At 33.2% G+C, this 24,790-nt stretch carries 26 protein-coding genes; 1 reads left to right on the top strand and 25 read right to left on the bottom strand.

What is annotated here, in order from left to right:
• Position 1: 1 nt before the first annotated feature.
• The 25 genes from recD2 to mraZ form a co-directional block, all read right to left on the bottom strand.
• Positions 2-2,374 carry an SF1B family DNA helicase RecD2 gene (gene recD2, locus EKN01_RS02555; RefSeq protein WP_129044838.1) on the bottom strand — a complete coding sequence of 791 codons (2,373 nt, stop codon included), beginning with the start codon at positions 2,372-2,374 and terminating at the stop codon, positions 2-4.
• Complete coding sequence (locus EKN01_RS02550) at positions 2,367-3,032, bottom strand: tetratricopeptide repeat protein (RefSeq protein WP_241685230.1); 666 nt, start codon at positions 3,030-3,032, stop codon at positions 2,367-2,369. Before EKN01_RS02550 ends, recD2 begins: the two co-directional genes overlap by 8 nt.
• A 7-nt stretch (positions 3,033-3,039) precedes the next feature.
• The gene (locus EKN01_RS02545; RefSeq protein WP_129044837.1) at positions 3,040-3,696 is read right to left on the bottom strand and encodes a histidine phosphatase family protein; all 657 of its coding nucleotides are present in this window, start codon (positions 3,694-3,696) and stop codon (positions 3,040-3,042) included.
• Positions 3,697-3,787: 91 nt separating this feature from the next.
• Positions 3,788-4,909 carry a tRNA 2-thiouridine(34) synthase MnmA gene (mnmA, locus tag EKN01_RS02540; protein WP_129044836.1) on the bottom strand — a complete coding sequence of 374 codons (1,122 nt, stop codon included), beginning with the start codon at positions 4,907-4,909 and terminating at the stop codon, positions 3,788-3,790.
• Positions 4,910-4,920: 11 nt separating this feature from the next.
• A complete protein-coding gene (locus tag EKN01_RS02535; RefSeq protein ID WP_129044835.1) occupies positions 4,921-5,259 on the bottom strand; it encodes a hypothetical protein in 339 nt (112 codons plus the stop codon).
• A gap of 27 nt (positions 5,260-5,286) precedes the next feature.
• The gene (locus EKN01_RS02530) at positions 5,287-6,441 is read right to left on the bottom strand and encodes a cysteine desulfurase family protein (RefSeq protein ID WP_129044834.1); all 1,155 of its coding nucleotides are present in this window, start codon (positions 6,439-6,441) and stop codon (positions 5,287-5,289) included.
• Between the two features lie 22 nt (positions 6,442-6,463).
• Positions 6,464-7,153, bottom strand: coding sequence for a 5'-methylthioadenosine/adenosylhomocysteine nucleosidase (locus EKN01_RS02525; protein ID WP_099974651.1), 690 nt, complete (start codon positions 7,151-7,153; stop codon positions 6,464-6,466).
• Between the two features lie 20 nt (positions 7,154-7,173).
• A complete protein-coding gene (locus EKN01_RS02520; protein WP_129044833.1) occupies positions 7,174-7,473 on the bottom strand; it encodes a hypothetical protein in 300 nt (99 codons plus the stop codon).
• Positions 7,463-8,029 carry an NUDIX hydrolase gene (locus EKN01_RS02515; RefSeq protein ID WP_129044832.1) on the bottom strand — a complete coding sequence of 189 codons (567 nt, stop codon included), beginning with the start codon at positions 8,027-8,029 and terminating at the stop codon, positions 7,463-7,465. Before EKN01_RS02515 ends, EKN01_RS02520 begins: the two co-directional genes overlap by 11 nt.
• 97 nt (positions 8,030-8,126) lie before the next feature.
• Complete coding sequence (locus EKN01_RS02510; protein WP_099974648.1) at positions 8,127-8,366, bottom strand: cold-shock protein; 240 nt, start codon at positions 8,364-8,366, stop codon at positions 8,127-8,129.
• A complete protein-coding gene (gene ileS, locus EKN01_RS02505; protein WP_129044831.1) occupies positions 8,366-11,146 on the bottom strand; it encodes an isoleucine--tRNA ligase in 2,781 nt (926 codons plus the stop codon). The genes EKN01_RS02510 and ileS overlap by 1 nt, the downstream gene beginning before the upstream one ends.
• 178 nt (positions 11,147-11,324) lie before the next feature.
• Positions 11,325-12,104: a DivIVA domain-containing protein gene (locus EKN01_RS02500; RefSeq protein ID WP_129044830.1), complete on the bottom strand. Its 780-nt coding sequence runs from the start codon at positions 12,102-12,104 to the stop codon at positions 11,325-11,327.
• Positions 12,105-12,114: 10 nt separating this feature from the next.
• Positions 12,115-12,903, bottom strand: a complete 789-nt coding sequence (locus tag EKN01_RS02495) for a YlmH family RNA-binding protein (protein WP_129044829.1) — start codon at positions 12,901-12,903, stop codon at positions 12,115-12,117.
• The gene (locus EKN01_RS02490) at positions 12,903-13,169 is read right to left on the bottom strand and encodes a YggT family protein (RefSeq protein ID WP_099974644.1); all 267 of its coding nucleotides are present in this window, start codon (positions 13,167-13,169) and stop codon (positions 12,903-12,905) included. The genes EKN01_RS02495 and EKN01_RS02490 overlap by 1 nt, the downstream gene beginning before the upstream one ends.
• 17 nt (positions 13,170-13,186) lie before the next feature.
• Positions 13,187-13,576: a cell division protein SepF gene (locus tag EKN01_RS02485; RefSeq protein ID WP_099974643.1), complete on the bottom strand. Its 390-nt coding sequence runs from the start codon at positions 13,574-13,576 to the stop codon at positions 13,187-13,189.
• 18 nt (positions 13,577-13,594) lie between these two features.
• Positions 13,595-14,833, bottom strand: coding sequence for a cell division protein FtsZ (gene ftsZ, locus EKN01_RS02480; protein WP_129045247.1), 1,239 nt, complete (start codon positions 14,831-14,833; stop codon positions 13,595-13,597).
• Between the two features lie 45 nt (positions 14,834-14,878).
• Positions 14,879-16,231 (bottom strand): cell division protein FtsA, encoded by a 1,353-nt coding sequence (gene ftsA, locus EKN01_RS02475; protein ID WP_129044828.1) that lies wholly within the window; start codon positions 16,229-16,231, stop codon positions 14,879-14,881.
• 81 nt (positions 16,232-16,312) lie between these two features.
• On the bottom strand, positions 16,313-17,011 hold the full coding sequence (locus tag EKN01_RS02470) for a cell division protein FtsQ/DivIB (protein ID WP_129044827.1): 699 nt from the start codon (positions 17,009-17,011) through the stop codon (positions 16,313-16,315).
• An 18-nt stretch (positions 17,012-17,029) separates the two neighbouring features.
• Positions 17,030-18,127, bottom strand: coding sequence for an undecaprenyldiphospho-muramoylpentapeptide beta-N-acetylglucosaminyltransferase (gene murG / locus EKN01_RS02465; RefSeq protein ID WP_129045246.1), 1,098 nt, complete (start codon positions 18,125-18,127; stop codon positions 17,030-17,032).
• 10 nt (positions 18,128-18,137) lie between these two features.
• Entirely contained in the window at positions 18,138-19,502 is a 1,365-nt protein-coding gene (murD, locus tag EKN01_RS02460) for a UDP-N-acetylmuramoyl-L-alanine--D-glutamate ligase (protein WP_129044826.1), read from the bottom strand.
• Positions 19,503-19,518: 16 nt separating this feature from the next.
• Positions 19,519-20,484, bottom strand: coding sequence for a phospho-N-acetylmuramoyl-pentapeptide-transferase (gene mraY, locus EKN01_RS02455; RefSeq protein ID WP_129044825.1), 966 nt, complete (start codon positions 20,482-20,484; stop codon positions 19,519-19,521).
• Between the two features lie 17 nt (positions 20,485-20,501).
• Entirely contained in the window at positions 20,502-22,688 is a 2,187-nt protein-coding gene (locus EKN01_RS02450; protein WP_129044824.1) for a penicillin-binding transpeptidase domain-containing protein, read from the bottom strand.
• Positions 22,685-23,056, bottom strand: a complete 372-nt coding sequence (gene ftsL, locus EKN01_RS02445) for a cell division protein FtsL (protein ID WP_129044823.1) — start codon at positions 23,054-23,056, stop codon at positions 22,685-22,687. Before ftsL ends, EKN01_RS02450 begins: the two co-directional genes overlap by 4 nt.
• Positions 23,057-23,077: 21 nt before the next feature.
• Positions 23,078-24,028, bottom strand: a complete 951-nt coding sequence (gene rsmH, locus EKN01_RS02440) for a 16S rRNA (cytosine(1402)-N(4))-methyltransferase RsmH (RefSeq protein ID WP_129044822.1) — start codon at positions 24,026-24,028, stop codon at positions 23,078-23,080.
• Positions 24,018-24,449 (bottom strand): division/cell wall cluster transcriptional repressor MraZ, encoded by a 432-nt coding sequence (gene mraZ / locus EKN01_RS02435; RefSeq protein ID WP_099974635.1) that lies wholly within the window; start codon positions 24,447-24,449, stop codon positions 24,018-24,020. The genes rsmH and mraZ overlap by 11 nt, the downstream gene beginning before the upstream one ends.
• A gap of 197 nt (positions 24,450-24,646) precedes the next feature.
• On the opposite strand from mraZ, the gene EKN01_RS02430 reads away from it, so the two are divergent.
• Complete coding sequence (locus EKN01_RS02430) at positions 24,647-24,769, top strand: DUF4044 domain-containing protein (RefSeq protein WP_099974634.1); 123 nt, start codon at positions 24,647-24,649, stop codon at positions 24,767-24,769.
• Positions 24,770-24,790: the final 21 nt, after the last annotated feature.

Here is a 24,790-nt window from a genome sequence, read left to right as displayed (position 1 = left end):
TTTAGGCTTCTTTTTTTTGAAAATCATATGGTGTAATATCTTCCATTCCAATCATAGGATCAATCGATTGTGACATTACCATTTCTACAGTAAGTTCTGTTGATTTTATTTCAGGTGTTTCTTTTTGAGTTTTTGATTTTTTGGATAGTTTAAATACTTCTATTATTCTATCTAATAACGCTGTATTTCTACGTGCAGATTGATCAACAATTGCTCGTTCAAATGCACTACGATTACCCACCATAACTAATAATCTTTTAGCACGTGTAACAGCTGTATAAAGTAGATTCCTCTTCAACATTCGCTCTTCTTCATTAACAAGTGGCAAAATTACCATCTCAAATTCAGAACCTTGAGCTTTATGAATTGAAGTACAGTAAGCTAGCGTAATGTTTATCCAATCTTTGCGAGATAGAATTATTTCGTTTCCATCAAAATCGATTACTAATTGATCAACTTTATCTACATTTTCTTTAGCAAGAATAATTCCTTTTATCTCACCTATCTCACCGTTGAACACATTTTCATCAGGAGTATTAACTAAATAAACAACTTTGTCACCTATTCTGTAGTTAATATTACCCATTTTGACTTCTTTTTTCTTGGGTGTTAAAGGATTTAAGACGTTTTGGATTGTTTCGTTTAAGTTATCAATTCCAGCATTACCACGATACATTGGAGCCAAAACCTGCACATCAGTGGTATCAAATCCTCGATCAGATGATCGTTTAATTATCTGCGAAACAACTTCAGGAATATCTCTACTATTACAATCAATAAATGATCTATCAGATTGATTAGCAAATATATCTTCAGACACCTTACCAACATTTATTTCGTGAGCAAGTTCAATAATTGTTGAATCATCATTTTGACGGTGAATGTTCTCTAATCTAGTGGTCTTAAAGCCTTTACTATCAATAAGGTCTGTAAATACTTGACCAGCTCCAACAGAAGGCAACTGGTCCATATCCCCTACCAAAACCACTTGTGTACCTGGCTGAACTGCATGAATTAAAGTCTTAAATAATAATGTATCCACCATGGACATTTCGTCTATGATTAATAATTTACAATCAAGTGAAGGTTCTGCAAATTCATCGTCTGCAGTTCCAGTTAACCCTAGCAATCTATGAATTGTCATTGCCGGTAACCCTGTTGATTCAGTGAGTTTTTTAGCAGCTCTTCCTGTAGGAGCAGCTAAGGCTATAGAGTATTTGTCAGAAGAAGGATCCAAAGTTTCATCATTCAATTTAGAATAAGTGGCAACTATCCCATTAATTATGGTAGTTTTCCCTGTTCCTGGACCACCGGTTAGAATGAAAATTGGACTTTTTAGAGATTGCTCAATTGCTTCTAACTGTGAATCATCATATTTTACTTTGAAATTATCCTGTACTTCAGTAATTTCTGTTTGAAAATCTTTATCTTTCCAAGAAACTCCCTTGAAAGAACCATTGATCATCTTCAATGTTTCTACTATTGACCATTCAGCGTTATATAAATTTTCTTGAAATACCCTGTCATCTTCCACAATCAAAACAGTTTCATTTACTAACTCAGTAATTGCATCGTCAATTTTCTGTTTCATCTCAGACAAATTTTGTGCGTTAGCTAAGATGTTTTGCGCCATCTGTTTCAAATCATTTAATAGAAGATAGGTATCTCCTGTTGAATTACCAACTTGAGCCATTATTTGGATAATAGCACCCTTAACTCTACGAGGATCATCATCTTCAATATTTAATTTTTTAGCTAACTCATCAGCTTTTTGAAACCCAATACCCTTTATATCCAATACTAATTGATAAGGATTTTCAGTTATTATTTGATTTGTTTTAGGCCCATATTTTTGAAAAATTCTCGTACTTAAAACATTGCCAAAACCATAATTATTCAATTGAAATAATATTTGTTCAGTCTGATGATTTTTCTTGATTTGATCAATTATAAAATCTTTTTTATCTTCTTTAACATCCAAAAAGTCTAGCGAATTAGGATCATTCAAAATTTTATCAATTGCATTTTCGCCAAGTTCATCAACAATTTTTTCAGCTTTTTTCTTTCCTATACCAGGAAACTCTTCACTAGAGAAAAAATTGATCAAACCTTTTCTACCATTTGGACGACTTCTTTTATATGTTTTTGCCTGAAATTGTTTACCGTATTTAGGATGATCAACCATTTGACCAGTAAAACGATATTCCTCTTCTTCAACAATATTTCCAAAGCTTCCAGTAACTACAATATCTGTAGCAGTCCAATCGGTATTAGTTTCTTTGATATCGATCGTGAAAATTTTGAACATATTATCAGGGTTCTCATAGAAAATTGCTTTGACGATCCCTACAAAAAATTGTTCATCTTCACTCATGTTTTCCTTCAGTTTCCTTTAAATAATTTTGAATATTGGCTAATTTCTTTTCTTGTTTGTCAAAATAATCTGCATCTAGTTCACGTGACTTCTTCAAACTATTGTTGAATTCTTCACCTATATTCATCTGACAAATTGCCAAATTAAAATAATCTGCAGAGTTCTCTTTAATTTTAAGAGCCTTTTGATAATATTTTTTTGCTTCTTCAAAATTACTGCTTTTCATTAAAATAGAAGCCAATAGTTCGTTAACCAATAAATCATCAGGTTGCATTTCTTGTGCCGTCAGCGCGTAAACTGTAGCCATCTGAGTGTTGTCCATTTCATCAAGTGTTTTAGATATCATATAAAATGCTTCGAATCCAAAATCACTGTTAATTAATTTTTGAAAGATCTCAGATGCTTTTTCATATTTACCAGCAGTAAAGTAAACATTCCCCAAATTATAGAGTAAGTTAGAATCATCTTCGTATATAGATAGACCCTTCGTCAATAATTCCTCGGCCTGCTCAACGTCACCAAGCTCAACTAGGTAGGATGACAACTGTAAAATTAAATCTAATTGATTATAATTCTCATTCAAACTTTCAACTAACAGATGAACTGCCTGTTCTTTATCATCATTTTGAAAAAGGCGTTCTGCTTCTTTATTCATCATAAATTCCTCAAAGAGTATCTGATTTATCTAATTCCTTATTCAAATAATCAGTTTCATTCCATTTAATTAATTTAAATTTCTTATTTTCTACATCGTAATCAAGATGAGTCAAACTTGTGTTAGATAATCCACCATAATCTCTAATTTCTGAAATAGATTTTCCTAACAACGACTGAATCATATCTACAGACGAAGCACCATGACCTACAATAACCAAACTATCATCAGGTCCATAATTGGCAACTATGTTATAGATAGCTTTTGTTGTTCTATCCGCAACATCTTCAAATGACTCACCTTTGATTTTTTTATAGTCATAATCCAATGGACTATATCTAAATGCATGAACAACTTCCGGCATTTCAACTTCTAAGTCACTAAATTTTTGACCTTCCATAATTCCTAAATTGAACTCTCTTAGGTCGTCTACAAGTGTAATAGGTATATCTTTACCTAAATCTTCAATAAGAACCTCAGAAGTCATTTTTGCACGTTTTAAGGGACTTGAATACACATGTTTGATATCGATATCACTTAATCTATTAGCTAATAACTTTATGTCAGCAATACTTTCTGGCAAAAGTGGTGAGTCGCCACTTCCACCTTGATATCTGCCTTCTAAGTTCCATTCTGTTTTTCCGTGTCTTACAAAGTATAGATCCATCTTACGTCTCTCTTTTTTATTTATAAACTTAATTATGTAGATTTTACTACTTATTTTCAAGTAAATAAAAAAAGCTCACTAATGTGAACTTTTAAATATATTGTAACTTTTCTGACTTCATATAAGCATTATCAATTGTTGCTCCACCTAGACACTCGTCTCCGTTGTAGAAAACAACTTCTTGACCTGGTGTGATTGCTCTCACTGGTTCATCGAAATCAACTACAACCTTGCCGTCTTCTTTCATATGAACAGTAACACCAGTATCTTGTTGACGATATCTAAACTTAGCTGTGCAGTGGAATTCTTCACCATAATCCAAACCTGTAATGAATGAAAGATCACTTGCTTCTAATTGATCAGCGTAAAGTAATGGATTATCAAATCCTTGATCTACGTAAAGAATATTTTTATCCATATCCTTACCAACTACAAACCAAGGCTCATTTGACTTACCGTCTCCACCGATACCTAGACCAGATCTTTGTCCAATTGTGTAGTACATAAGACCCATGTGATTTCCTTTGATTTCACCATCAGGTGTCATCATTTGACCACCTTGAGCAGGAAGAAATTCACCAAGAAACTTTCTAAAGTTTCTTTCACCAATGAAACATACACCAGTTGAATCTTTCTTTTTAGCTGTAGCTAATCCTGCCTCTTCAGCAATTTGGCGTACTTCTGACTTTTGCATACCACCAATGGGGAATAGAGCCTTTTGTAATTGCTCTTGTTGTACAGTACTCAAGAAGTATGTTTGATCCTTATTAGAATCTCCTCCTCTAAGTAAATGAACTACACCCTCTTCATCACGATATGTTTGTGCATAGTGACCCATAGCAATATAATCAGCATTCAACTGATTTGCATAATCTAAGAATGCTTTGAATTTAACTTCCTTGTTACACATAACATCAGGATTTGGAGTTCTACCCTTGCGATACTCATCTAAAAAGTACTCAAATACACGATCCCAATATTCCTTTTGGAAATTAACAGAGTAATAAGGTATACCAATTTTGTTAGCAACCTTTGCTACATCTTCATAATCTTCTGTTGCTGTACATACACCTGATTCATCATCAGAGTCATCCCAATTTTTCATAAATACGCCAATGACGTCGTATCCTTGCTGCTTTAATAAGTAGGCAGTTACTGAAGAATCCACTCCACCACTCATACCTACAACAACTCTCTTCTTAGAGTTATCCATCTTTTTTTCCTCTACTTCTTAATTAAAATATTTTTCTCAATCATAAATTCTGTTTGATAATGGAAATCTTGAATTTCAGGTTCTGAACCTTCCACTTTGAATATATCTAAATTATGTAAACCACTTTTGTCAGTGATATTCATTTTTAAGGTAGTAAAATCCTTATCAATATTAACCTTCAATGTATATTTGGCATTGTATGGTGAATCACCTGAGATAGGACGTTCTAGTCTAAAATTCTTTTGTTTAGTTTCTCTGAAACCAACATCTAAAAGTGCATATTTTTTAATTTCTGGACTAATTTCGTATACGTCCTTATCACCTAATACTTGAGCTTGATTTTTTTCCATAATTCTTCCCCTTAATACATTTAAAAATTAATTTATATTATCCAAATCTTTAACGATTTTGACAAGTGCTTCTGAAAAGTTTTTTATTTCTTCTTCATTATTGTATTTCCCAAAACTAATACGAATTGATTCATTTAATCTGGGACTTTCTTCTCCAAACATTGCAGAGATAACATGTGATGGTTCTAAACTGCCGGCTGTACAAGCTGAACCACCTGAAATACCATAGCCATCGATATCCAATCTAGTTAATAAAATTCCTCGTTCAATACCTGGTAAATAAATATTTAAAATTTGATTTAACGATTCTATTTTTGTCGAACCGTTTACTTCAAACTTAATATCATTTTGTCTAAGTATATCAAAAATTATTTTTTTATATCCAAAGTACTTTTCTTGTAACTTTTGTTTATCGACACCTGAAATCAATTCAACGGCTTTTGCAAAGCCAGCTATTGCCGGTACATTTTCTGTTCCTGCACGGCGTTTGGTTTCTTGATCCCCACCCTTTAAATAAGATGGTATTACGATTCCATCCCTAATATATAGAAAACCAATAAATTTAGGACCATTAATTTTATGAGCTGAGGTAGACAAGAAGTCCACATGCAGGTCATTAACGTCTAAATCATAATTTCCATATGCTTGAACAGCATCCACATGAAATAAGGCCTGACTATCCTTTAATAATTCGCCAATTTCAGAAATAGGATTTATAGCACCAGTTTCATTATTACCATACATCACTGAAACAAGAATAGTTTCATCAGTTAATGAAGACTGAACTTGTTCTGAAGTTATTGATCCTTCTTCATTTGGCTTTAAATAAGTCACATCAAATCCAAGATTTTCAAGATATGCCATTGATTTCATTACCGCCTCGTGTTCGACGGCAGTCGTTATAATGTGTTTACCCTGTTCAGATCTAGAAAGTGCAGTAGAGATAATTGCTGTATTATCACTTTCTGTTCCACCACTAGTAAATACAATTTCTGTATCTTTGGCACCAATACTTTGCGCAATGGTATGGCGAGATGTCTCCAAAACACCCTTAGCTTGTCTACCATAAAAATTAGTAGATGATGCATTCCCAAAAACATTAATCATTTTATCATTAATTTCTTCAATTACTTCTTTATCCATGGGAGTTGTCGCTGCATTATCTAAAAAAGTATAATTCAATTTTCTCGCCTCTTGACTTTAATTATTCTCTATCTAAAAAGTTGAGTAACATTTGTACAGAATTTTTACCTGCTTGGATAACAAATTCGTCAAAGTTTACATCAGCATTTTCGTCACCAACGTCACTCATAGCTCTAATAACTACAAATGGTGTTTTAAACTGTGTACATACTTGAGCTACAGCAGCACCTTCCATTTCAGAAGCTAACACATCTGGGAACATTTTTTTAATTTTATCAATTTTTTCTGAGCTGTCAATGAATTGATCTCCAGTAACAATCAATCCCGTATGGTAATTAAGATTTGATGCAACAGCTGCTTGTTCTATCTTTTTAACGTAAGAATCATCTGCTTCGAAATATAGTGGTTGATCTGGTAATTGACCTAACGCATATCCAAATGCAGTTGCATCAGCATCATGGTAAGCTAGTTTACTAGAAATCACTACATCACCAATACTCAATCCTGTACCAATCCCACCAGCAGAACCTGTGTTTATTAGTACATCTGGATTAAATTTATCATTGATAATAGTTGCAGTCATACCTGCTTGGACTTTACCTATTCCACATAGAGCTAAGTATAATTCGTGTCCATTATATTTACCTTGGGTAATCTCACGACCAGCAATAGTATCTTTTTTTACGTCCTCTAGTGATTCTCTAATTAATTTGATTTCTTCTTCCATTGGGACAATTACGCCAATTTTCATAACTATATTCTCCTTTTAATTTAAATATAAAATAGAATCAAAACTACTAAAACCAATAAGCCAATTACGGTAATAATAGCTATATTCAGTCTATTCTTTAATCGTTTTATTTTGTATTCAGTTGCTTCATTTATTTCTTTTTTTATAACTTCCGGATGTTTTCGACTATATTCACGTTCTGCCTGCAAGCGTTCAGTATTCCTAATTTCAGCTTGTTTCTTTTCCAATTGATCAATTGGGACAGCAGCTCCACTTGTGGGAGTTTCTTTGTCACTAAATCCAAAAAAGTTTTTAAAACTATCTAAAAATTTATTCACCATTTAACTCCATAAGTTCCCAATAATTTACAGCAAAAATAGTTTTTGCGTCACAAATGTATCCAAGTTCTATTTGTTGTTTAGCTTCTTCTAAAGTCAAAGCTTCCACATCTAAAAATTCATCATCATCTAGTGAATCCTTGAATTCTAACTTTTCCAGATTAGTTGCTTTAAAAACCGTTAGCTTTTCATCGGAATAACCAGGACTTGGGAAAAAAGAAATAATTTTTTCAATATCTTCTGTAGTATATCCTAATTCTTCATTCATTTCTCGTTTTATTACTTCTAAAAGATCAGAACCTTCATCAGGGTTAATTTTACCAGCAGGGATTTCCAAAGTTTCTTGTTCTAGTGGTGTCCTATATTGTCTAACAAACATTACTTTGTCATCAATGAAAGGTAATACAGCAACTGCACCATTATGTCTTACTACTTCTCTGATAGCTGGAACTCCATTAGGTAAAATAACTTGTTCAACTTGAACACCTATTACTTTTCCGCCAAATACATCTTTTGTTTCAATCACTTGTTCATAAAACTTAGAATCTTCTTTATTCATAATTATCTCCATTTTAAAATAGTCGATAAATAAAATATTTGTACGTTATATTGTAACACGCAATTTTTAAGATAAAAACAGTACAAAAAAAGCACTCCTAAAGAGTGCTTTCTTCATCTTCATTTTCTTCAAAAATTGTAATATTAATAGCCTGTGGTCCCTTAAAACCGGGAGCAACTTCAAATTCAACATCTAAATTAGTTTGAATAAAATAGTCATCTCGATTTAAAACTGAATCTGCAAAGAAGAAGATATCTTCATCATCTGCTTTAACAAATCCAAAACCACGATCTTTATTGAACCTTACAATTTTACCGACAAATTTATTTTCGTCCATTATGCTTCAAATCCTTCACTAATTGTTTCTGGATATTCTTCTCTAACGATCTTAGCACATCTTGCACAGAATTCAGGATAATCAGCATCGGAACCAACATCTGTTTTAACCATACGACAACGTGAACATACTTCTCCATCTGCTTTTTCAATAAGCACACTTGAATTTTCATATTTGTCTGCTAAATCAGGTGCAGCTTGATCACTGATTTCAAAATCAGAAACAATTAATAGTTGACCTAAATCACTATCCAAACCATTTAAAAGCTCTAATAATTCAGAACTTGGATAAATAGTTACCTTTGCTTCTAAAGATTTACCTATCAACTTATTCTCACGAGCAATTTCCAATGATTTTTGAACATCATTTCTAAAGTCCATAAATTTAGACCATTGTTCTTTGATAGCGTCTTGACCTTCAAAGTTTTCAACAACAGGCATTTCTGATAGTTGTACAAAATCCTCTGACTCTTTCAAATACTTGAATACTTGTTCCATAGTATGTGGAAGAATTGGTGTTAGAAGCTTAGACAATTTAACCACGGTATCATAAATAACTGTTTGCATTGATCTTCTGGCATGAGAATTTTCAGCGTCGATGTATACAACATCCTTAGCAAAATCTAAATAGAATGATGACAATTCATTCACAATAAATAGTGAAGCTGATTTATTAACATCAGCAAAGTCATAGTTTTCATAATCAGCAGTGATTTTTTCTACTAATTCATTTAATTTAACTACTAGATATTGATCAACTGGTCTTAAATCATTAAATTCAACACGATCTTTTGATGGATCAAAGTCATCTGTATTAGCAAGCATAAATCTCATTGTATTACGGATTTTACGGTATGCTTCAGAAACCTGTTTAAATGAATCAACTGTTACAGCTACATCTGAACTGGCATCAATTGAAGCCACCCATAATCTAATAATTTCTGCACCAAATTGACGTTCTATATCACTAGGAGCAATAACATTACCTAGAGATTTACTCATTTTTACACCATTTTTATCAAGCGTAAATCCTTGAGAGATGATCTTCTTGTAAGGCGCCACTCCATTAGCAGCAACAGAAGTTACTAATGTAGAGTTGAACCAACCACGATATTGGTCAGATCCTTCCAAAATTAGATCTGCTGGGAATCCTAAATTAGGTCTTGCTTGTGAAACACCTGCATGTGCAGTACCTGAATCAAACCAAACATCCATGATATCTGTTTCTTTGGTAAATTCACCATTTGGACTACTTGGATGTGTAAAGCCTTCTGGTAGAAGATCCTTTGCATCTTTTTCAAACCAAACATTTGAACCATACTTACCAAATAATTCAGCAACGTGATCAATTGTTTCTTTGGTCATAATTGGATCACCATTTTCTGCATAGAAAATTGGTAGTGGTACACCCCAGGCACGTTGGCGTGAAATAACCCAGTCGCCACGATCTCTAATCATATTGTAAAGTCTTGTCTTACCCCATTCAGGAGAGAATTCTACTTTTTCAATTTCAGCAAGAATTTGATCTCTAAATTTATCAATTGAAGCAAACCATTGAGGTGTAGCTCTGAAAATAACAGGTTTTTTAGTTCTCCAGTCGTGTGGATAGCTATGTTCGAAGAATGACAAGCTCAAAAGTGAACCATTTTCTTTCATTCGATCAGCAACCATTTTATTTGCATCATCATAGAAAACACCTTCATATTCAGGTACTTCATCTGTAAAGCGTCCACGTGAATCAATTGGTGAGAATACTGGTAATTTATACTTCATACCAGCATTGTAATCATCTGCACCAAATCCGGGAGCTGTATGAACCAATCCTGTACCATCATCTAAAGTAACATGATTTCCAAGGATCAATAATGATTCTCTATCATATAGTGGATGAGTAGCTGTTAACCCTTCTAATTCTGCGCCTTTAAATGTCTTGATTGTTTCGACTTGCTTCCAATCAAGTTTTTCAGTCATGAAGTTGATACGTTCTTCAGCAACGACATATTTCTTACCATCTGCATTAATTAGAGCATAGTTATATGCAGGATTAACACAAATAGCCAAATTGGCAGGTATTGTCCAAGGTGTTGTTGTCCAAATAATAAATGAAGTATCGTCTTCTAAAAGATCTTTGCCATCTCTTACCTTAAATGCAACAAAGATTGACGGTGACTTAATATCTTTATATTCAATTTCAGCTTCAGCTAATGTTGACTCAGAAGATGGTGACCAATAAACTGGTTTTTTACCACGATAAATGTAGCCATTTTCTACCATCTCACCAAAAATTTTAACTTCTTGTTCTTCAAATTCAGGTTGATAAGTAATATAAGGATTGTCAAAATCAGCTGAAATACCTAGACGTTTAAAACCTTCTAGTTGTTTCTTAATTTCACCTTCAGCATAATCTTTACATAATTGACGGTATTCAATCATACCCATTTCTTTACGTTTGATACCTTTTTTGGCTAGTTGTTGTTCAATAGGTAGACCATGTGTATCCCATCCTGGTACAAATGGTGCTCTAAATCCACTCATAGATTTGTACCGAATAATAATATCTTTTGAAATTTTATTTAGTGCATGCCCCATGTGAATGTCACCATTAGCAAATGGAGGACCATCCAAAAAATTAAAAGAAGGTTTTCCTTCGTTTAATTTTTGACGTTGATTATATAAATCAGCATCGTCCCATTCTTTTTGCCACTCTACTTCTTTGGTAGGCAAACCACCACGCATTGGAAATTCAGTTTTTCCTAGATTTAATGTATCTTTTACTTTCATCTCTTCACCCCATTATAAAATAAAAAGAACCCGCCCATTATAGGACGAGTTCTCGCTGTACCACCTATTGGTAAAATTAATTAAACTATGAAAAAAAGTGATATCTACAGGTATCCATTTACTAATCTCACACCAACATTAGCTCGCTTTAAATTTCACACCTATAAATGCGTCTTTTTTAATTATTCTCAGTATCTTGTGATTGATCATCAGTTGATTCTTGATTCTCATTATCAACATACTGTGAATCTTGGTTATTAGCAGGTTCTTCATACTCTGAATCAGAATAATTGTCTTCAATATATTCTGCATTGTCTGTATTTGGTTCCTGATAATATTGATTATCTTCTTGATAATTAATGTCGTTTTCTGACATATCATTATCATAATATGTTCCATCATCTTGTGCAAGCATTTCTGGCACTGAAGGACTAATCATTTGTTTTAAATTGCTCGAAGCAATCTCTGAAGTAAGATTTTCCCACTGTGGGCTTTGAATCATATCTAACTGTTGTTGAAGTAATTCTTGTAGATTTGCTCTCAAACGGTCAGTATTAGATTTCAAAAGATCACTTTCTGCAGAAACAGTTTGTGCTTTTTCAGATGCTTCTTGAAGTATTTGATTTGACTGTACTGTTGATTCATCAAGTATCTGACGTGCCTTTTTCTGTGCTTCATCAGACATGATTTGTGCTTCATTCTCAGCACCTAATTTTACATTTTCAGCCGCTTCTTGGGCAACTAATAGTGACTGATTCATTGCATCTTTTACTTCATTGAAGTATTGCAATTGGTCATTCATTTCTTTTAGTTGACCTTGTAGTTGATTGTTCTGTTGCAAAATAAGGTCATAATCGTTAACAATTTGATCTAAAAAAGAATCAACTTGGTCACGGTCATAGCCTCTAAATTTTTGGTCAAATGATTTATTATGAATTTCAATTGGTGATAATACCATAGTATTACTCCTAACTATTATGAATAATATTAACGAATAAAATAAACTTGTTATTTTTCGATTTACCCATTAAATCATTAATTTTAATTCTTCCAAAACCTCTAATACTAAGTGTATCACCTATTCCAACAAATGTACTTGGATTTGTATTACTAGTCCAATTTAACTGGACTCTATTGTGTTCCACAAGAGATTTTGCATTTTGACGAGACATATCATATACAGTCGCTATGATTGTATCTATTCTTAATGATTGAACATTGATTACTTTATCATGAGATTCATTAATTGGAAGAATCATTTCGACAAACTTTTTTTCTCGAATGTGAACTTTAAAGGATCCAACTTTTGTTAATTGTTCTTTAAGGTATTCACCCATTTTATCAATTACAAAGAATTGCCACTTTTTACCATTGGTAATTATATCGCCAATCTTATCACGTTTAATTCCAGTTCCCGTCAATGAACCCAATATTTGTCCATGGCTCAAATTAGCAAAACGCTCAGGATATCTAATTTCATAAAGTGCAATCTTAAAATCATCATCTTCTGGTTGATAGTAGTCTGGTGCTATTATGGCTCTAACACGTTCTGAATTATTGTATCCACCAAAATAATGAACATATATTCCTTCATATTGTCCAGACAAACTGTCCAATATTGTTACTTCTCTTTGATTTAAAAAATCTGTTATCTGAGGAGAGTATGTAGTTTCAGCATTTAAAAGCAATTCACTCATGCGGTTTATAAAAGGCTTTTCCTCAGAACGGAAAAAGCCTCCACCAACATTATTATCCATTATAGAAATCTTAAAATTAAACCTGATATTATTTCCAGTATAATGAAAGCAATAACTGGAGAAATATCTAAAAAGCCTACTCTAGTAGGGATTATTCTTGAAATCAAATTCAAAAATGGTTGTACCATAGATCTAATAAATACCCCAAATGCTGAATTGTACAAAGCAGGGAAAAATGAAAGAACACAATATATAAGAATTATAAAACTATATATATTTATAATATTGGCTAAGAAAATAGGTAATCCATTAACTAGTCTGTCCATAAAATTACCTCATTATTTTATTCTGTTAAATCAGGAATACTTCCGTCAATTTCAAATTTTGGAGGTGTGCACAAGAAAATCTTTTCTCCGACACGTTTTATCTCTCCATCAATTGCAAATACTGTTCCAGTTAAGAAATCTACAACACGTTTTGCTTGATCTTCATTTATGTTATTGAAATTTACAACTACTGCCTTATTTGATAATAACTGTTTAGCTACAGTTTTAGCATCAGAATAAACACGAGGTTGGAATATAGAGATTTTTGATGCTCCTGTATTTCTAACTTCAGTATTCATTGATACAACTTTATCATTTTCAGGCAAAGTTTCTGTTTGTTCATATTGTTCAGAAGTTGTTTCTTCGTCGTTTATTCCAAAAAAGCTATTTAATTTCTCAAATGCCATAATGTAAAACTCCTTTGGTTATTTATTTCTACGTCTAAAAATTGGTGGTGTAGAATCATCTGAATCATCGTTTGTATCAAATGTTTCTGGTTTTTGGAAAATTTCAAAATCACTCTTTTCACCAGATGTAGATGTATTAGAAGATTCTGTATTAATATCCCAGTCTGCCAATGGGTCAACATTATTAGACTTAGATTGTGGTTGATTATCGCCTCTATCAATAGTTATTGAATCAGTACCAGTTCCGCCAAAAACGGGTGGTTGTGGTTGAGGTCTTGAAGCGTTTCTTCTAGAAGGACGTTCTTGATCAACACCTGTAGCAATAACTGTAACTTTAACTTGATCACCAAGTGATTCATCAATAGAAGTACCAAATATGATATTAACATCTGATGTAGCTTGATCTGTAACAATTTGAGCAGCATCTTGTGCTTCAAATAGTGATAGATCTGAACCACCAGTGATATTTAGAAGAACGTTCTTTGCACCATCAATTGAAACTTCTAGAAGTGGTGATGAAATTGCTTTATTTGTGGCTTCAGAAATTCTGTTTTCACCATTAGCCAAACCAACACCCATAAGTGCTGAACCTTGATCAGACATAACTGTCTTAACATCAGCAAAATCAAGATTAACAAATCCATTTGAAGTAATTAGGTCAGAAATACCCTGAACACCTTGTTTTAGAACATCATCAGCAACACTAAATGCTTCGTTCATTGGTGTGCTCTTGTCAACAATTTCAAGAATCTTACTGTTTGAAATTGATACCAATGTATCAACATTTTGCTTCAAGTTAGCGATTCCTTCTGCAGCAAATTTTGAGCGTTTAGGTCCTTCAAATACAAAAGGTCTTGTTACAACACCAACTGTAAGTGAACCACTTTCTTTTGCAATAGATGCGATTACAGGTGCAGCACCTGTACCTGTACCACCACCCATTCCAGCAGTAATAAAGATCATATCCGCACCAGCAAGTGCTTCACGAATTGTTTCTTCACTTTCTTGTGCAGCTTTTTGGCCTACTTCTGGTGTAGAACCTGCACCAAGACCTTTTGTAAGTTTAGGTCCTAATTGAATTTTTGTTTGAGCTTTTGAGTGGTCCAAAGCTTGTAAATCAGTATTTGCTGCAATAAATTCAACACCTTGAATTCCAGCATCCACCATGCGATTTACGGCGTTTCCACCGGCTCCACCAACACCAATTACTTTTATTATTGCTCCAGATGAAGCATTTGAGTCTAATGAATATTCCATTGTCATTAAAGGATCCTCCAAGATCTTTATATCTGTTTTAGTTAATTAATCGAAAAATTTACTCCAAAAGTCTTTCAAGCCTGACAATCGGTCACGAGAATCTGATTTCTTCTCACTTGATTTTTTCTCTTTAGTGGCAGATTTTTTAGTAGGTTGCTTCTTAGGTGTTTCCATCTTCTTAGGTTGTTGTTCAGGTTCATTTTGACGAACTCTGACATCAATATTGGAAACTACCGCACCATTGACAACATTGTCAGCGATGAATCCTACTTCACTTAAAGCTGCTGCATAAGTTACCAGTCCAAGACCTAATGAGTACGAAGGGTACCTCATACCCATTTGTGCAGGAACATAACTTCTTACTTTAACACCAAAAATTTCTGAAGCTAATTTTTCTATATTAGGTGTAGCAGCAACTCCTCCTGTTAGAACAATTCCACCAGGTAATGACAAAGCACCTGATGTTTCTAAAGGTGCTTTAATTCGATCAAAAATTTGTGCTATTCTTGCTTCGATTATTTCTGCTAAATCTTTTTCAGAAATATTTTGTGGTGTAGTTTCACCTACCACATCAACACTAATATTAGGATCTAGTGATGCTTCCAGTGAATCAGCATTTCCGTAATATAGTTTCAACTGGCTAGCATTTTCAATTGTCGTATTGAGAACCACTGATATATCATGTGTGATTAAGTCTCCACCTTCAAAATCTGTAGTTGAAAGTTTTAATTTACGATCATGAATCACAGATGCACTTGTCTGACCTGCACCCATATCCACTATTATTGCACCAAAATCAGATTCTCCTGAGTTAAGTACTACTTTACTTAAGGCCATTGGAGCAATGACTTTATGCTTGATATTTAATCCAGCCTGTTCTACTGCTTTCTTGGCATTGTGGATAATAGTCTTAGGAGCTGTATATGTAATACCATCCATCTCTAAGCGAACACCAATCATCCCACGTGGATCTTTAATATCCTTGAATCCATCTACTGAAAAGCTAGAAGGAACCAATGATACAACTTCTCGCTCACTAGGTAAGTTTTGAGTCATTGCAGAAGACATAACTTGTCTAACATCATTCTCATTGATTTCTCTTGATTCAGAGTCAATTGCTAACATTCCCTGACATTGTTCGATTTGAATCATATTAGGCGAAATTCCTAAAACAACATCCTTAATAGTTATATTGGCTTGAGTTTCAGCTTTTTTTACTGCTTTTTGTATTGCACCTGAGGCCTTATCGATATCAACAATAACGCCCTTACTTACGCCTTCAGATCTTTCACTGCCGACACCAACAACATTTAGCTTATCACCGATAGCTTCACCAACTACTACTTTAATAGCGTTAGTTCCAATATCTAAGCCAACAAAAAACTTAGAATCATCCATAAGTTTATTCGTTTCCTCCTACCTAGTTTACAAAATATTTCACTTACCTAAAATTTTAACATAAAAAAGTATAGATAAAAGTTATTTCTTTTCTTCAAATGGATACGAATAAGCACCAATTTGTAAATCAACTGTACCTTTTTCTTTCATTTGTGAAGCTATACCCGGATAATATTGCATTTTCTTTTGAAATGTTCGACTATCTGCAACAACTCGATTGCCGTCATTCATGTCAATTTTTATTCGGTAAGGGTTCAGTTTAGTGGCTGATTTATGTATTTCTGAAATGTTTGTTTTTACACTTTTTGGTAATTTTCCATATTTATTAGAAATATCCTTTAACTCACCTTTAGGAAATCCACTGTATAAAGGATAATTTCCAATTGGTGACTTCATCTTTTTATCAACAATTTTCCCATCAGTTATTATCCGATAATAATATCCATTTTTTACAATGAATCCTAATGTTTCAGATTCTTTTACAGTGATAGTCAGTTTATTGAAGTGAGAAAAATTAAATGATAGTTCCTTTATTGAAGGTAATTCTTTTATTGTTTCATTCTTTATAGATTTTTCATGAAAAATGATACCTAAAATATTGCTGTTATCTTTAATTTTTGTTGCATCAATAACTTGTTGTTCACCTAAGTCATTGACACCTTTAACATCTATTTCTTTTAGTCTACTTAATGGTGAACCTAAGTAAGCAAAGAAAACAATGATTATTGCAACAACAAGAACAAAAATATTTCTAATTAGTTTCTTTCTTTTATTAGACATTTATTTTCCCCATAAAGACTAGTCAGTAAGTTTCTTCATCAAGTCAATCAATCTATCTGATGCATCTGGTACACCGATTTCTTTTGATTTTTCAGACATTTCTTTTTGTTTTGATTCATCAGTCATAATTCTGTTCACATAATCAAACAAGCTTTGAGCATTCAAATCTGGTTCTTTCAATACAACTGCTGCACCATTTTTTGCAACTGATTGAGCATTAACTGTCTGATGATCATGTGTTACATATGGACTAGGTATAAAAATTGCAGGTATTCCCAGAGCAGTAATTTCTGCAATACTAGTGGCACCACTGCGTCCAACTATAAGCTGAATATCTGGTAAAATTTCAGGCATATTTTCTATATATGGAACAACCGAAATATTAGGATACCTATCTATTTTATCTCCCAATATTTCTGAAACATTGGCAAAATGAGCATTACCAGTAACAAACAATACTTGATAGTTAGCATCAGCAAATTTGTCAAAAGCTTGAACAAATGAATTGTTGATTGGAGTTGCTCCTCTAGAGCCTCCAAATACTAAAACTGTTGGTTTTTGAGGATTAAGATTAAAATCCTCCAATCGGTCATTTTTTTTAATACTTACAACTTCTTGAGCACGAGGATTTCCAGTAAAAACAATTTTCTTTTTCTCAGAAAATTGAGATCTAGCTTCTTCAAAAGCAATCGCAATATTATTAACAAAATGTCCCAAAAATTTATTTGTAACACCAGCAATTGTATTTTGCTCGTGAATTATTGTAGGGATATGCATTAAATGAGCAGCGTAAACAATGGCACTAGAAACGTATCCTCCAGTTCCAATGACAATATCTGGTTTAAATTCTTTGAGGATTTTTTTGGACTTACTAATACTAGATATAAATAAATTGACCGTTTTTATATTTTCTAGTGATAGCTTTCTTTTAAAACCTTGAATTTTAATTGTCTTGAATGGTATTCCATTTTCTTTAACAATCTTTTCTTCTAGTCCTGTCTCAGTTCCAACATATAATATCTCATCAATTAAATCACGTTCTTTTAAACGATTTATTAATGCTAAAGCTGGATAAATGTGTCCGCCGGTTCCTCCACCAGAAACAACTACTCGCATTTTTGACATGCTATTCTCCTCTAAGTTTTTCAACTTCTTTAATGAATAAATCCCCACGTTGCTCAAATGTATCAAATTGATCCCAACTAGCTGCCGCAGGTGATAATAAAACTACTGAACCCTTCTCACTATTATCTTTTGCTAATTTTACTGCTTCAGGAAGTGTGTCCAGTACAAAAATATTTTTTATTCCTGCTTGTTCAGCAGCAACCTTCATTTTTGATTTTGTTTCTCCATACAAATATATACTTACTACATTATTTAATTGTGGAACTAGTTCATCAAAACCATTCCCACGATCAAGACCACCTGCAATCAAATTTATTGGTTGCTTGAACGATTGCAAAGCCACTGTAGTTGCTTCAATATTTGTTGCTTTAGAATCATTATAATAACGAACATTGTCTATCTCATCGACAAACTGTATTCGATGCTTTACACCCTTAAATTCTTCTACAACTCGCACAATATCATCATTTTGAACATTAAATAATTTTGCTACGGTCACTGCAGCTAATATATTTTGAACATTATGTTCACCAGGAACTTTTATAGAATTTTCATCTAAAACCTTTTCGCTTTTCCAATAAATTGAGCTGTCCTTATCGTAGGCGCCATTTTCCAAGACACTATTATTAGAGAAAGGAATAACTTTAGCTTTGGATATTTTTGATAAATTTTGCCACTCTGAATCATTCCAATTTACAATAAAATAATCTTCTTCTGTCTGATTCTTTGTGATATTCATCTTTGCTTTTACATAGTTATCACGATTACCATGGAAATCTAAATGAGCTGAATAAATGTTATTTAGTACTGCAACGTGTGGGTGTAGATTAATTGTTCCTTCTAATTGAAAACTAGACAACTCGGTCACAATAACATCATCTTGAGTTGCTTTCTCTACAACATCAGATATTGGGATACCTATATTTCCAGCATAATAAGACTTCTTAAATTTAGATGATTTAGCTAGCATATCTCTAATTAAGGTAGTAACTGTTGTTTTACCATTTGAACCAGTAACTCCTACCATCGTTGCATCTGAACAGGAATAAGCTACTTCAGGTTCTGTTATTACTGGAATATCTAAGCTGAGGGCACGTTCAACGATAGAATTAGTATATTTTATCCCAGGATTTTTCACTAAATAGTCAAAGCTAGAATCAATTAAATCAGGATTATTGGTACCTGTATGCACCTCAAATCCTCTTTCAATAAGCTTATTGGCCTCAATATTGCCTTCCAAATCATTAGAATCAATAATAACTAATTTAGCATCCAATTTGTCCAATAGATTACTTACAGCGTAACCACTTTTGGCCAATCCCAATACCATTATCTTTTTACCGGAATAAATACTATCTAAATTCATTTAAATACCCCTTTTTTTAAATAAAGAACACGATATATAACAATGAGCACACTAGACCACAAATCCAGAATACAATATCAACCTGCAATTCACTCCAACCTAACATCTCAAAGTGATGGTGAATTGGTGTCATTTTGAAAACTCTTCTTTTAAATACTTTGAAAGAAAATACTTGAATCATTACACTCAAAGTTTCTACAACATAAACTAATCCTATTAATAGTAAAGACCAATATCTACCTAGCAAAATTGAGATAACTGCCAATCCTGCCCCTAATGCTAGTGATCCTACATCACCCATAAATATTTTGGCCGGCTTATGATTATAAACTAAAAATGCTAATAACCCACCTACCACAGATAAACAAACAATAGTTATATCAATTCTATCCTGCTTTAGAGCAATATATGCATAGGTAGCATATGAGATAGTACCCAGTCCACCTAAAAGTCCATCTAAACCATCTGTTAGATTAGTAGCATTAGAAAATCCAACAAGCCAGAATACTACAAATATTGAAAAGATGATTGATGAATCAATAGAAAATAAGCCAGGAATAGTAAAATTAACGGGCAATTTGTCATAGAAGTAAACTGAAAGAAAAATAAGACCAACTATAATCTGCAATGATAATTTTTGAAGAGCGGTTAATCCCATATTTCTCTTTTTGAATACTTTAATTGAATCATCAATATAACCAATACCAGCATATAAAATAATCACAAATGTTGTGATTAACAACGCATGTGTAAGTTGATGCATCCATAATCCTACCCAGAGGTTAGTAATTGTCATCGCAATTACAATAATTAAGCCTCCCATCGTAGGTGTTCCTGATTTTTTCTCGTGCCATTTTGGTCCTTCTTCACGAATGGCCTGACCTTCATTTCTAGAAATCAAATATCCTATAAAATAAGGCATTGCAATGGCTACTATAGCAAATGTACTAACTATATCTATAATTATTTTACTTAAAATCATATCTTTTCCCCAAAATATTAGTTTGCGTCTTTTAGTGTGATTACTATTTTAGTTTTATCTTCTAAAACTTTACCACTTTTAATTGATTGTTTTGTAACATATCCATCGCCCTTTGTTTGAACAGTTTTACCTGTAATTTCGGCAAATTTAAGTACATCATTCTTGGACCATCCTGTTAAATCAGGCATAGTCATTGCTCCATTTGTCAACAATACAATTCTTTGGCCACTCATAACCTTGTCGCCACTAGTTGGAATTTGTTGAACAATTTTATTACCAGTACCTATGATACCAGTTTGAAGTCCCAGCTTCTCTACTTCTTTTGAAGCATCATCTACTGATTTATTAAGTAAATTAGGAACAGTTATGTACTGACTTGATGCATTAGTTGATTCTATAGGTGTGTCACCTTGATTAACCAATCTAGTTACAAGTGGATTAAATATCTCAGAAATTATTTGTTCTGCACCTTCAGTCATTAACTGTGGTTGTTTCATTGTTATATAAACAATATATTTTGGATCTTTATAAGGAACCATTCCGGCAACTGAGAATATATAATTACTTGATCCAGTTAGGTAACCACCAGTAGGTGAGGCAATTTGAGCAGTACCAGTTTTAACCCCCACTTCAACATCTGGAACATCATAAACACGTCCAGTACCATAATCCGCTGTTACAACTTCACGCATAGCATTTCTAACTTGTTTTGCAGTTGAAGCCTTAATAGGTTTCCCAACTTCGTTTGTTTTAAATTTCTGTGTTGTTTTTCCTGTAGTTGGATCAACAACCTTTTTTACTATTTGTGGTTGAACCATCACACCATTATTAGCTATAGCTGATATTGCCTGAAGCATTTGAATAGCATTGACGTTGACACTTTGTCCAAAGGATGTCATTGCTTGATCACTGGCGTGATCAAAAGAAATCATACCCGGAACTTCTCCTGGAAGTTCAATGCCAGTTTTTTGACCCATATGAAAATCTTTCATATATTTTAGCCATGTTTTGGCACCCATTTCTTGTTCAAGAGTAACCATACCTACGTTAGATGATCTTGGAAAGGCTTGTGACAAAGGTATAGAACCCCAACCTGCTTTATCCCAATCACTAATTTTACGACTTCCTATTTCCACTGATCCAGAATTGAAATACTCATTTGGATTGTAGTGTCCAGAATCAATTGAAGCTGATAGAGTCAAAATTTTCATTACTGAACCAGGTTCATATTGATCTTCAACCAAAGTATCTCTCCAACTATTCTCAAGACCCTTACCAGTTGACGGATTGAATGTAGGACGTTGTGTAGCTGCCTCAATAGCACCTGTTTTGGCATTCATAACAATTACTTGTAAATTTTTAGGATCATACTTTTCTTCAACATTTTGGCTCAGAACTTCGACATACTGTTGGACTTTACTATTTAGAGTTAAGTACACATTTGAACCATTTTCTGATTGTTTACCAACAGTTTGTGAACCTGGCAAAATATTATTATTTGAATCTACTTTTGATACGGTTTCGCCGTCCTTACCAGATAATACTTTGTTAAAGTACTTTTCAATTCCCATGACACCAGAAATATTGCTACCAGTGTCTGAACTCTTGGATTTAGTAATTCCCACTAAATTGGTTGCAAAAACCCCATTTGGATATGAACGTGATGGCAATTCTGTAAACTGAATTCCTTGCAAATTTTTTGAGGCAATTTTTTTCTTAGCTTCAATAGAGATACCGCGACCAGCTGAACCAAATTCAACTTGGTAAGCACCTTTATCTGATGGATTTAAAAATTTCAAAGCCTGTTCTTTTGAGATGGCCAAATTATCACTTAAGACTTCAGCGACCTTTTCTTTGTTATTTACATAAGCAGGTTTGCCATTTTCATCAGTTGCCTTTTTTGATAAAACTGCATAAACGTTGTAGATAGTTGATTCACCAGCTATTACATTACCTGTACTATCAAAAATATCCCCACGCTTGGCATTAACCTTTTGAACCTTTTGATATTTCAATTTTGTTCTATCAGAAAGATTTATACCATCTTTACTTTTCGTAATGGCAACGCTAGAAAATTGTCCTATGAATACAGAAAAAGACAAGATAGTGACTGCCCCAATTATTAGTCCAACAATTGTAGCATTGCGTCTTTTCTTGTCTGATAAATTATTTTTTATTATTCTTCTGAAGTTTGAAAAATTCATTTTGAAACATTCCTTACATTTTCATTACTCATTTTCAAATTATGTTCAGCTGCAAATGCTGATAATTTATCATAACTTGTTAATTCTGAGATCTCTTGTTGTAAGTTTACATTATTTGTTGTAGTTTGTGATGCTTCTGTATTAATTTTATTTAATTTATTTTGAGAAGTAGTCATTGATGCTCGCAAAGTAACCAATGAAACCGTAAGAATCATGGTAACAATAGCAACACCTATTATGGAAATAACTTCCATAGGAGAAATAGGAACTTTTCTAGTAATAACTTCAGTTGCTTTTACTACTGAAGGTTGTGGTTGTTCTAATGTTTGATATTGTTCTTGATTTCTAAATGCTGTACTTTCTCTCATAATTATTCTCCATAATAATAATTAAATTTTTTCTACAACTCTTAATTTGGCGCTATGCGAGCGGTTGTTTTGATCTAACTCTGATTCTGAAGGTAGAATCGGCTTTCTTGTAATCAATTTCAACTCAGGTTGTAAATCATCTGGTATAACTGGTAAGCCTCTAGGTACATCAACTTGAGCATTGACTTTAAAGATATTTTTTACAATTCTGTCTTCTTTGGACTGGAATGTAATAACACTTATACGTCCCTTAGGTGCTAATAACTCTATAGATACTTCTAGCGATCTTTCAATTGATCCCAATTCATCATTTACAGCAATTCTAATAGCTTGAAAAACTCTTTTGGCAGGATGACCACCTGTTCTTCTTTTTGCTGCAGGAATGGAATTTTTAACGATATCAGCCAATTCCAATGTAGATGTAATTCTGTGATCTTCTCGAGTTCTTTCAATAGATCTGGCTATTTGTTTAGCAAATTTCTCATCACTATATTTGAAAAATATACTTACTAATTCATTGAATGACCATGTATTGACAATCTCTTCAGCGTCCAAAGATTGGCGCTGATCCATTCTCATGTCTAATCTTGCTTCCTTCTTGTAACTAAAACCTCTTGTTGCATCGTCAAATTGTGGTGATGAAACACCAAGGTCATAGACAACACCATCAACTGACTCAACACCTAATTCATTTAATCGCGATTTGATATTTTCAAAGTTATCACGAATCATTATCAATTTATTTGTACCAACGATTTCAGAATTATTTTGAATATCTTCACCGACTTTTATGGCTTCTTCATCACGATCAAAAGCGTAGACAGTACTGTTATTTATTCTTTTTAACAATTCTGTTGTATGTCCACCTCTTCCAAAAGTTGCATCCACAAATACTGAGTTATCTCGCGGATTAACTTCATCGATGGTTTCTTTTAGTAGAACTGTTGTATGATCAAAATTTTTAGAAGTCAAAATCAGTCATCTTCTCCGATATATCTTCAAAATTTTCTTCTGCTTGTTGGCTAAACTCTGTCCATTTGTCTTCATCCCAAATTTCAATACGATCTGAAACTCCAACAATGACACAATTTTTTTCTAATTTAGCAAAATCTGTGAGTGGGTTTGAAATGTTAATTCTTCCTTGCTTATCAAATTCTGCTTCCATAGCAGCTGAATAGAAGAATCTAGTAAATGCACGTGCATCTTTCTTAGTTAGTGGAAGTTTATCAAGCTGATGTTCCAGCTTCTCCCACTCGCTCATTGGATATCCGAATAAGCAACCATCCATTCCACGAGTCAATACAAATCCATCTTCCATTTCTTTACGAAACTTAGCTGGAACGATAATACGTCCTTTTGCATCAATCGTATGATGGTACTCTCCCATGAACATCCAAATCACCTCTTTCTCACATATATAAATTTACCACAATCTACCACTATCCTCCACTTTTTATTCAGTTTTTATCATTTTTATTTATTAAGCCTGATAAATTAATATTTTAACTAGGTGGGGGATTATCCCACTTATTGCAAATATTCTTAATTTGAAGTAACATTCAATTATCAATTATCAGGTGGTGAAGATTAATGAATAATCAAAAACCGAAAAAAAGTGCAATTACTCGAATTACACAAGTCATTATTTGGTTGATGATCATTGTTACATTAGGTGGAGTTATTTTAGGAGCCGTCTTTAGTTTTATAAATTAAAAAAAGAGGTTCTCACAAAAG

Source organism: Companilactobacillus metriopterae, assembly GCF_004117915.1.
Lineage (GTDB): Bacteria > Bacillota > Bacilli > Lactobacillales > Lactobacillaceae > Companilactobacillus > Companilactobacillus metriopterae.
Note: the sequence above shows the minus strand (reverse complement) of the source record. Positions and strands in the feature narration are given on the sequence as shown.

Bases quoted from the DNA above. Each gene is read 5' to 3' on its own strand.
- EKN01_RS02535 (WP_129044835.1), bottom strand. From the start codon at position 5,259: ATGGAAAAAAATCAAGCTCAAGTATTAGGTGATAAGGACGTATACGAA.
- EKN01_RS02485 (WP_099974643.1), bottom strand. From the start codon at position 13,576: ATGGCATTTGAGAAATTAAATAGCTTTTTTGGAATAAACGACGAAGAA.
- EKN01_RS02550 (WP_241685230.1), bottom strand. From the start codon at position 3,032: ATGATGAATAAAGAAGCAGAACGCCTTTTTCAAAATGATGATAAAGAA.
- EKN01_RS02495 (WP_129044829.1), bottom strand. From the start codon at position 12,903: ATGGATAATAATGTTGGTGGAGGCTTTTTCCGTTCTGAGGAAAAGCCT.
- mraZ (WP_099974635.1), bottom strand. From the start codon at position 24,449: ATGTTCATGGGAGAGTACCATCATACGATTGATGCAAAAGGACGTATT.
- EKN01_RS02450 (WP_129044824.1), bottom strand. From the start codon at position 22,688: ATGAATTTTTCAAACTTCAGAAGAATAATAAAAAATAATTTATCAGAC.
- recD2 (WP_129044838.1), bottom strand. From the start codon at position 2,374: ATGAGTGAAGATGAACAATTTTTTGTAGGGATCGTCAAAGCAATTTTC.
- ftsZ (WP_129045247.1), bottom strand. From the start codon at position 14,833: ATGGAATATTCATTAGACTCAAATGCTTCATCTGGAGCAATAATAAAA.
- EKN01_RS02525 (WP_099974651.1), bottom strand. From the start codon at position 7,153: ATGAAAATTGGCGTAATTGTCCCAATGGAAGAAGAAATCAAATTAATT.
- EKN01_RS02470 (WP_129044827.1), bottom strand. From the start codon at position 17,011: ATGTCTAATAAAAGAAAGAAACTAATTAGAAATATTTTTGTTCTTGTT.
- mnmA (WP_129044836.1), bottom strand. From the start codon at position 4,909: ATGGATAACTCTAAGAAGAGAGTTGTTGTAGGTATGAGTGGTGGAGTG.
- EKN01_RS02490 (WP_099974644.1), bottom strand. From the start codon at position 13,169: ATGGACAGACTAGTTAATGGATTACCTATTTTCTTAGCCAATATTATA.
- murD (WP_129044826.1), bottom strand. From the start codon at position 19,502: ATGAATTTAGATAGTATTTATTCCGGTAAAAAGATAATGGTATTGGGA.
- ftsL (WP_129044823.1), bottom strand. From the start codon at position 23,056: ATGAGAGAAAGTACAGCATTTAGAAATCAAGAACAATATCAAACATTA.
- EKN01_RS02510 (WP_099974648.1), bottom strand. From the start codon at position 8,366: ATGGACGAAAATAAATTTGTCGGTAAAATTGTAAGGTTCAATAAAGAT.
- EKN01_RS02500 (WP_129044830.1), bottom strand. From the start codon at position 12,104: ATGGTATTATCACCAATTGAAATTCATAATAAATCATTTGACCAAAAA.
- murG (WP_129045246.1), bottom strand. From the start codon at position 18,127: ATGCGAGTAGTTGTTTCTGGTGGAGGAACCGGCGGACACATTTATCCA.
- EKN01_RS02545 (WP_129044837.1), bottom strand. From the start codon at position 3,696: ATGGATCTATACTTTGTAAGACACGGAAAAACAGAATGGAACTTAGAA.
- ileS (WP_129044831.1), bottom strand. From the start codon at position 11,146: ATGAAAGTAAAAGATACATTAAATCTAGGAAAAACTGAATTTCCAATG.
- ftsA (WP_129044828.1), bottom strand. From the start codon at position 16,231: ATGGATGATTCTAAGTTTTTTGTTGGCTTAGATATTGGAACTAACGCT.
- EKN01_RS02515 (WP_129044832.1), bottom strand. From the start codon at position 8,029: ATGAATAAAGAAGATTCTAAGTTTTATGAACAAGTGATTGAAACAAAA.
- mraY (WP_129044825.1), bottom strand. From the start codon at position 20,484: ATGATTTTAAGTAAAATAATTATAGATATAGTTAGTACATTTGCTATA.
- EKN01_RS02430 (WP_099974634.1), top strand. From the start codon at position 24,647: ATGAATAATCAAAAACCGAAAAAAAGTGCAATTACTCGAATTACACAA.
- EKN01_RS02520 (WP_129044833.1), bottom strand. From the start codon at position 7,473: ATGGTGAATAAATTTTTAGATAGTTTTAAAAACTTTTTTGGATTTAGT.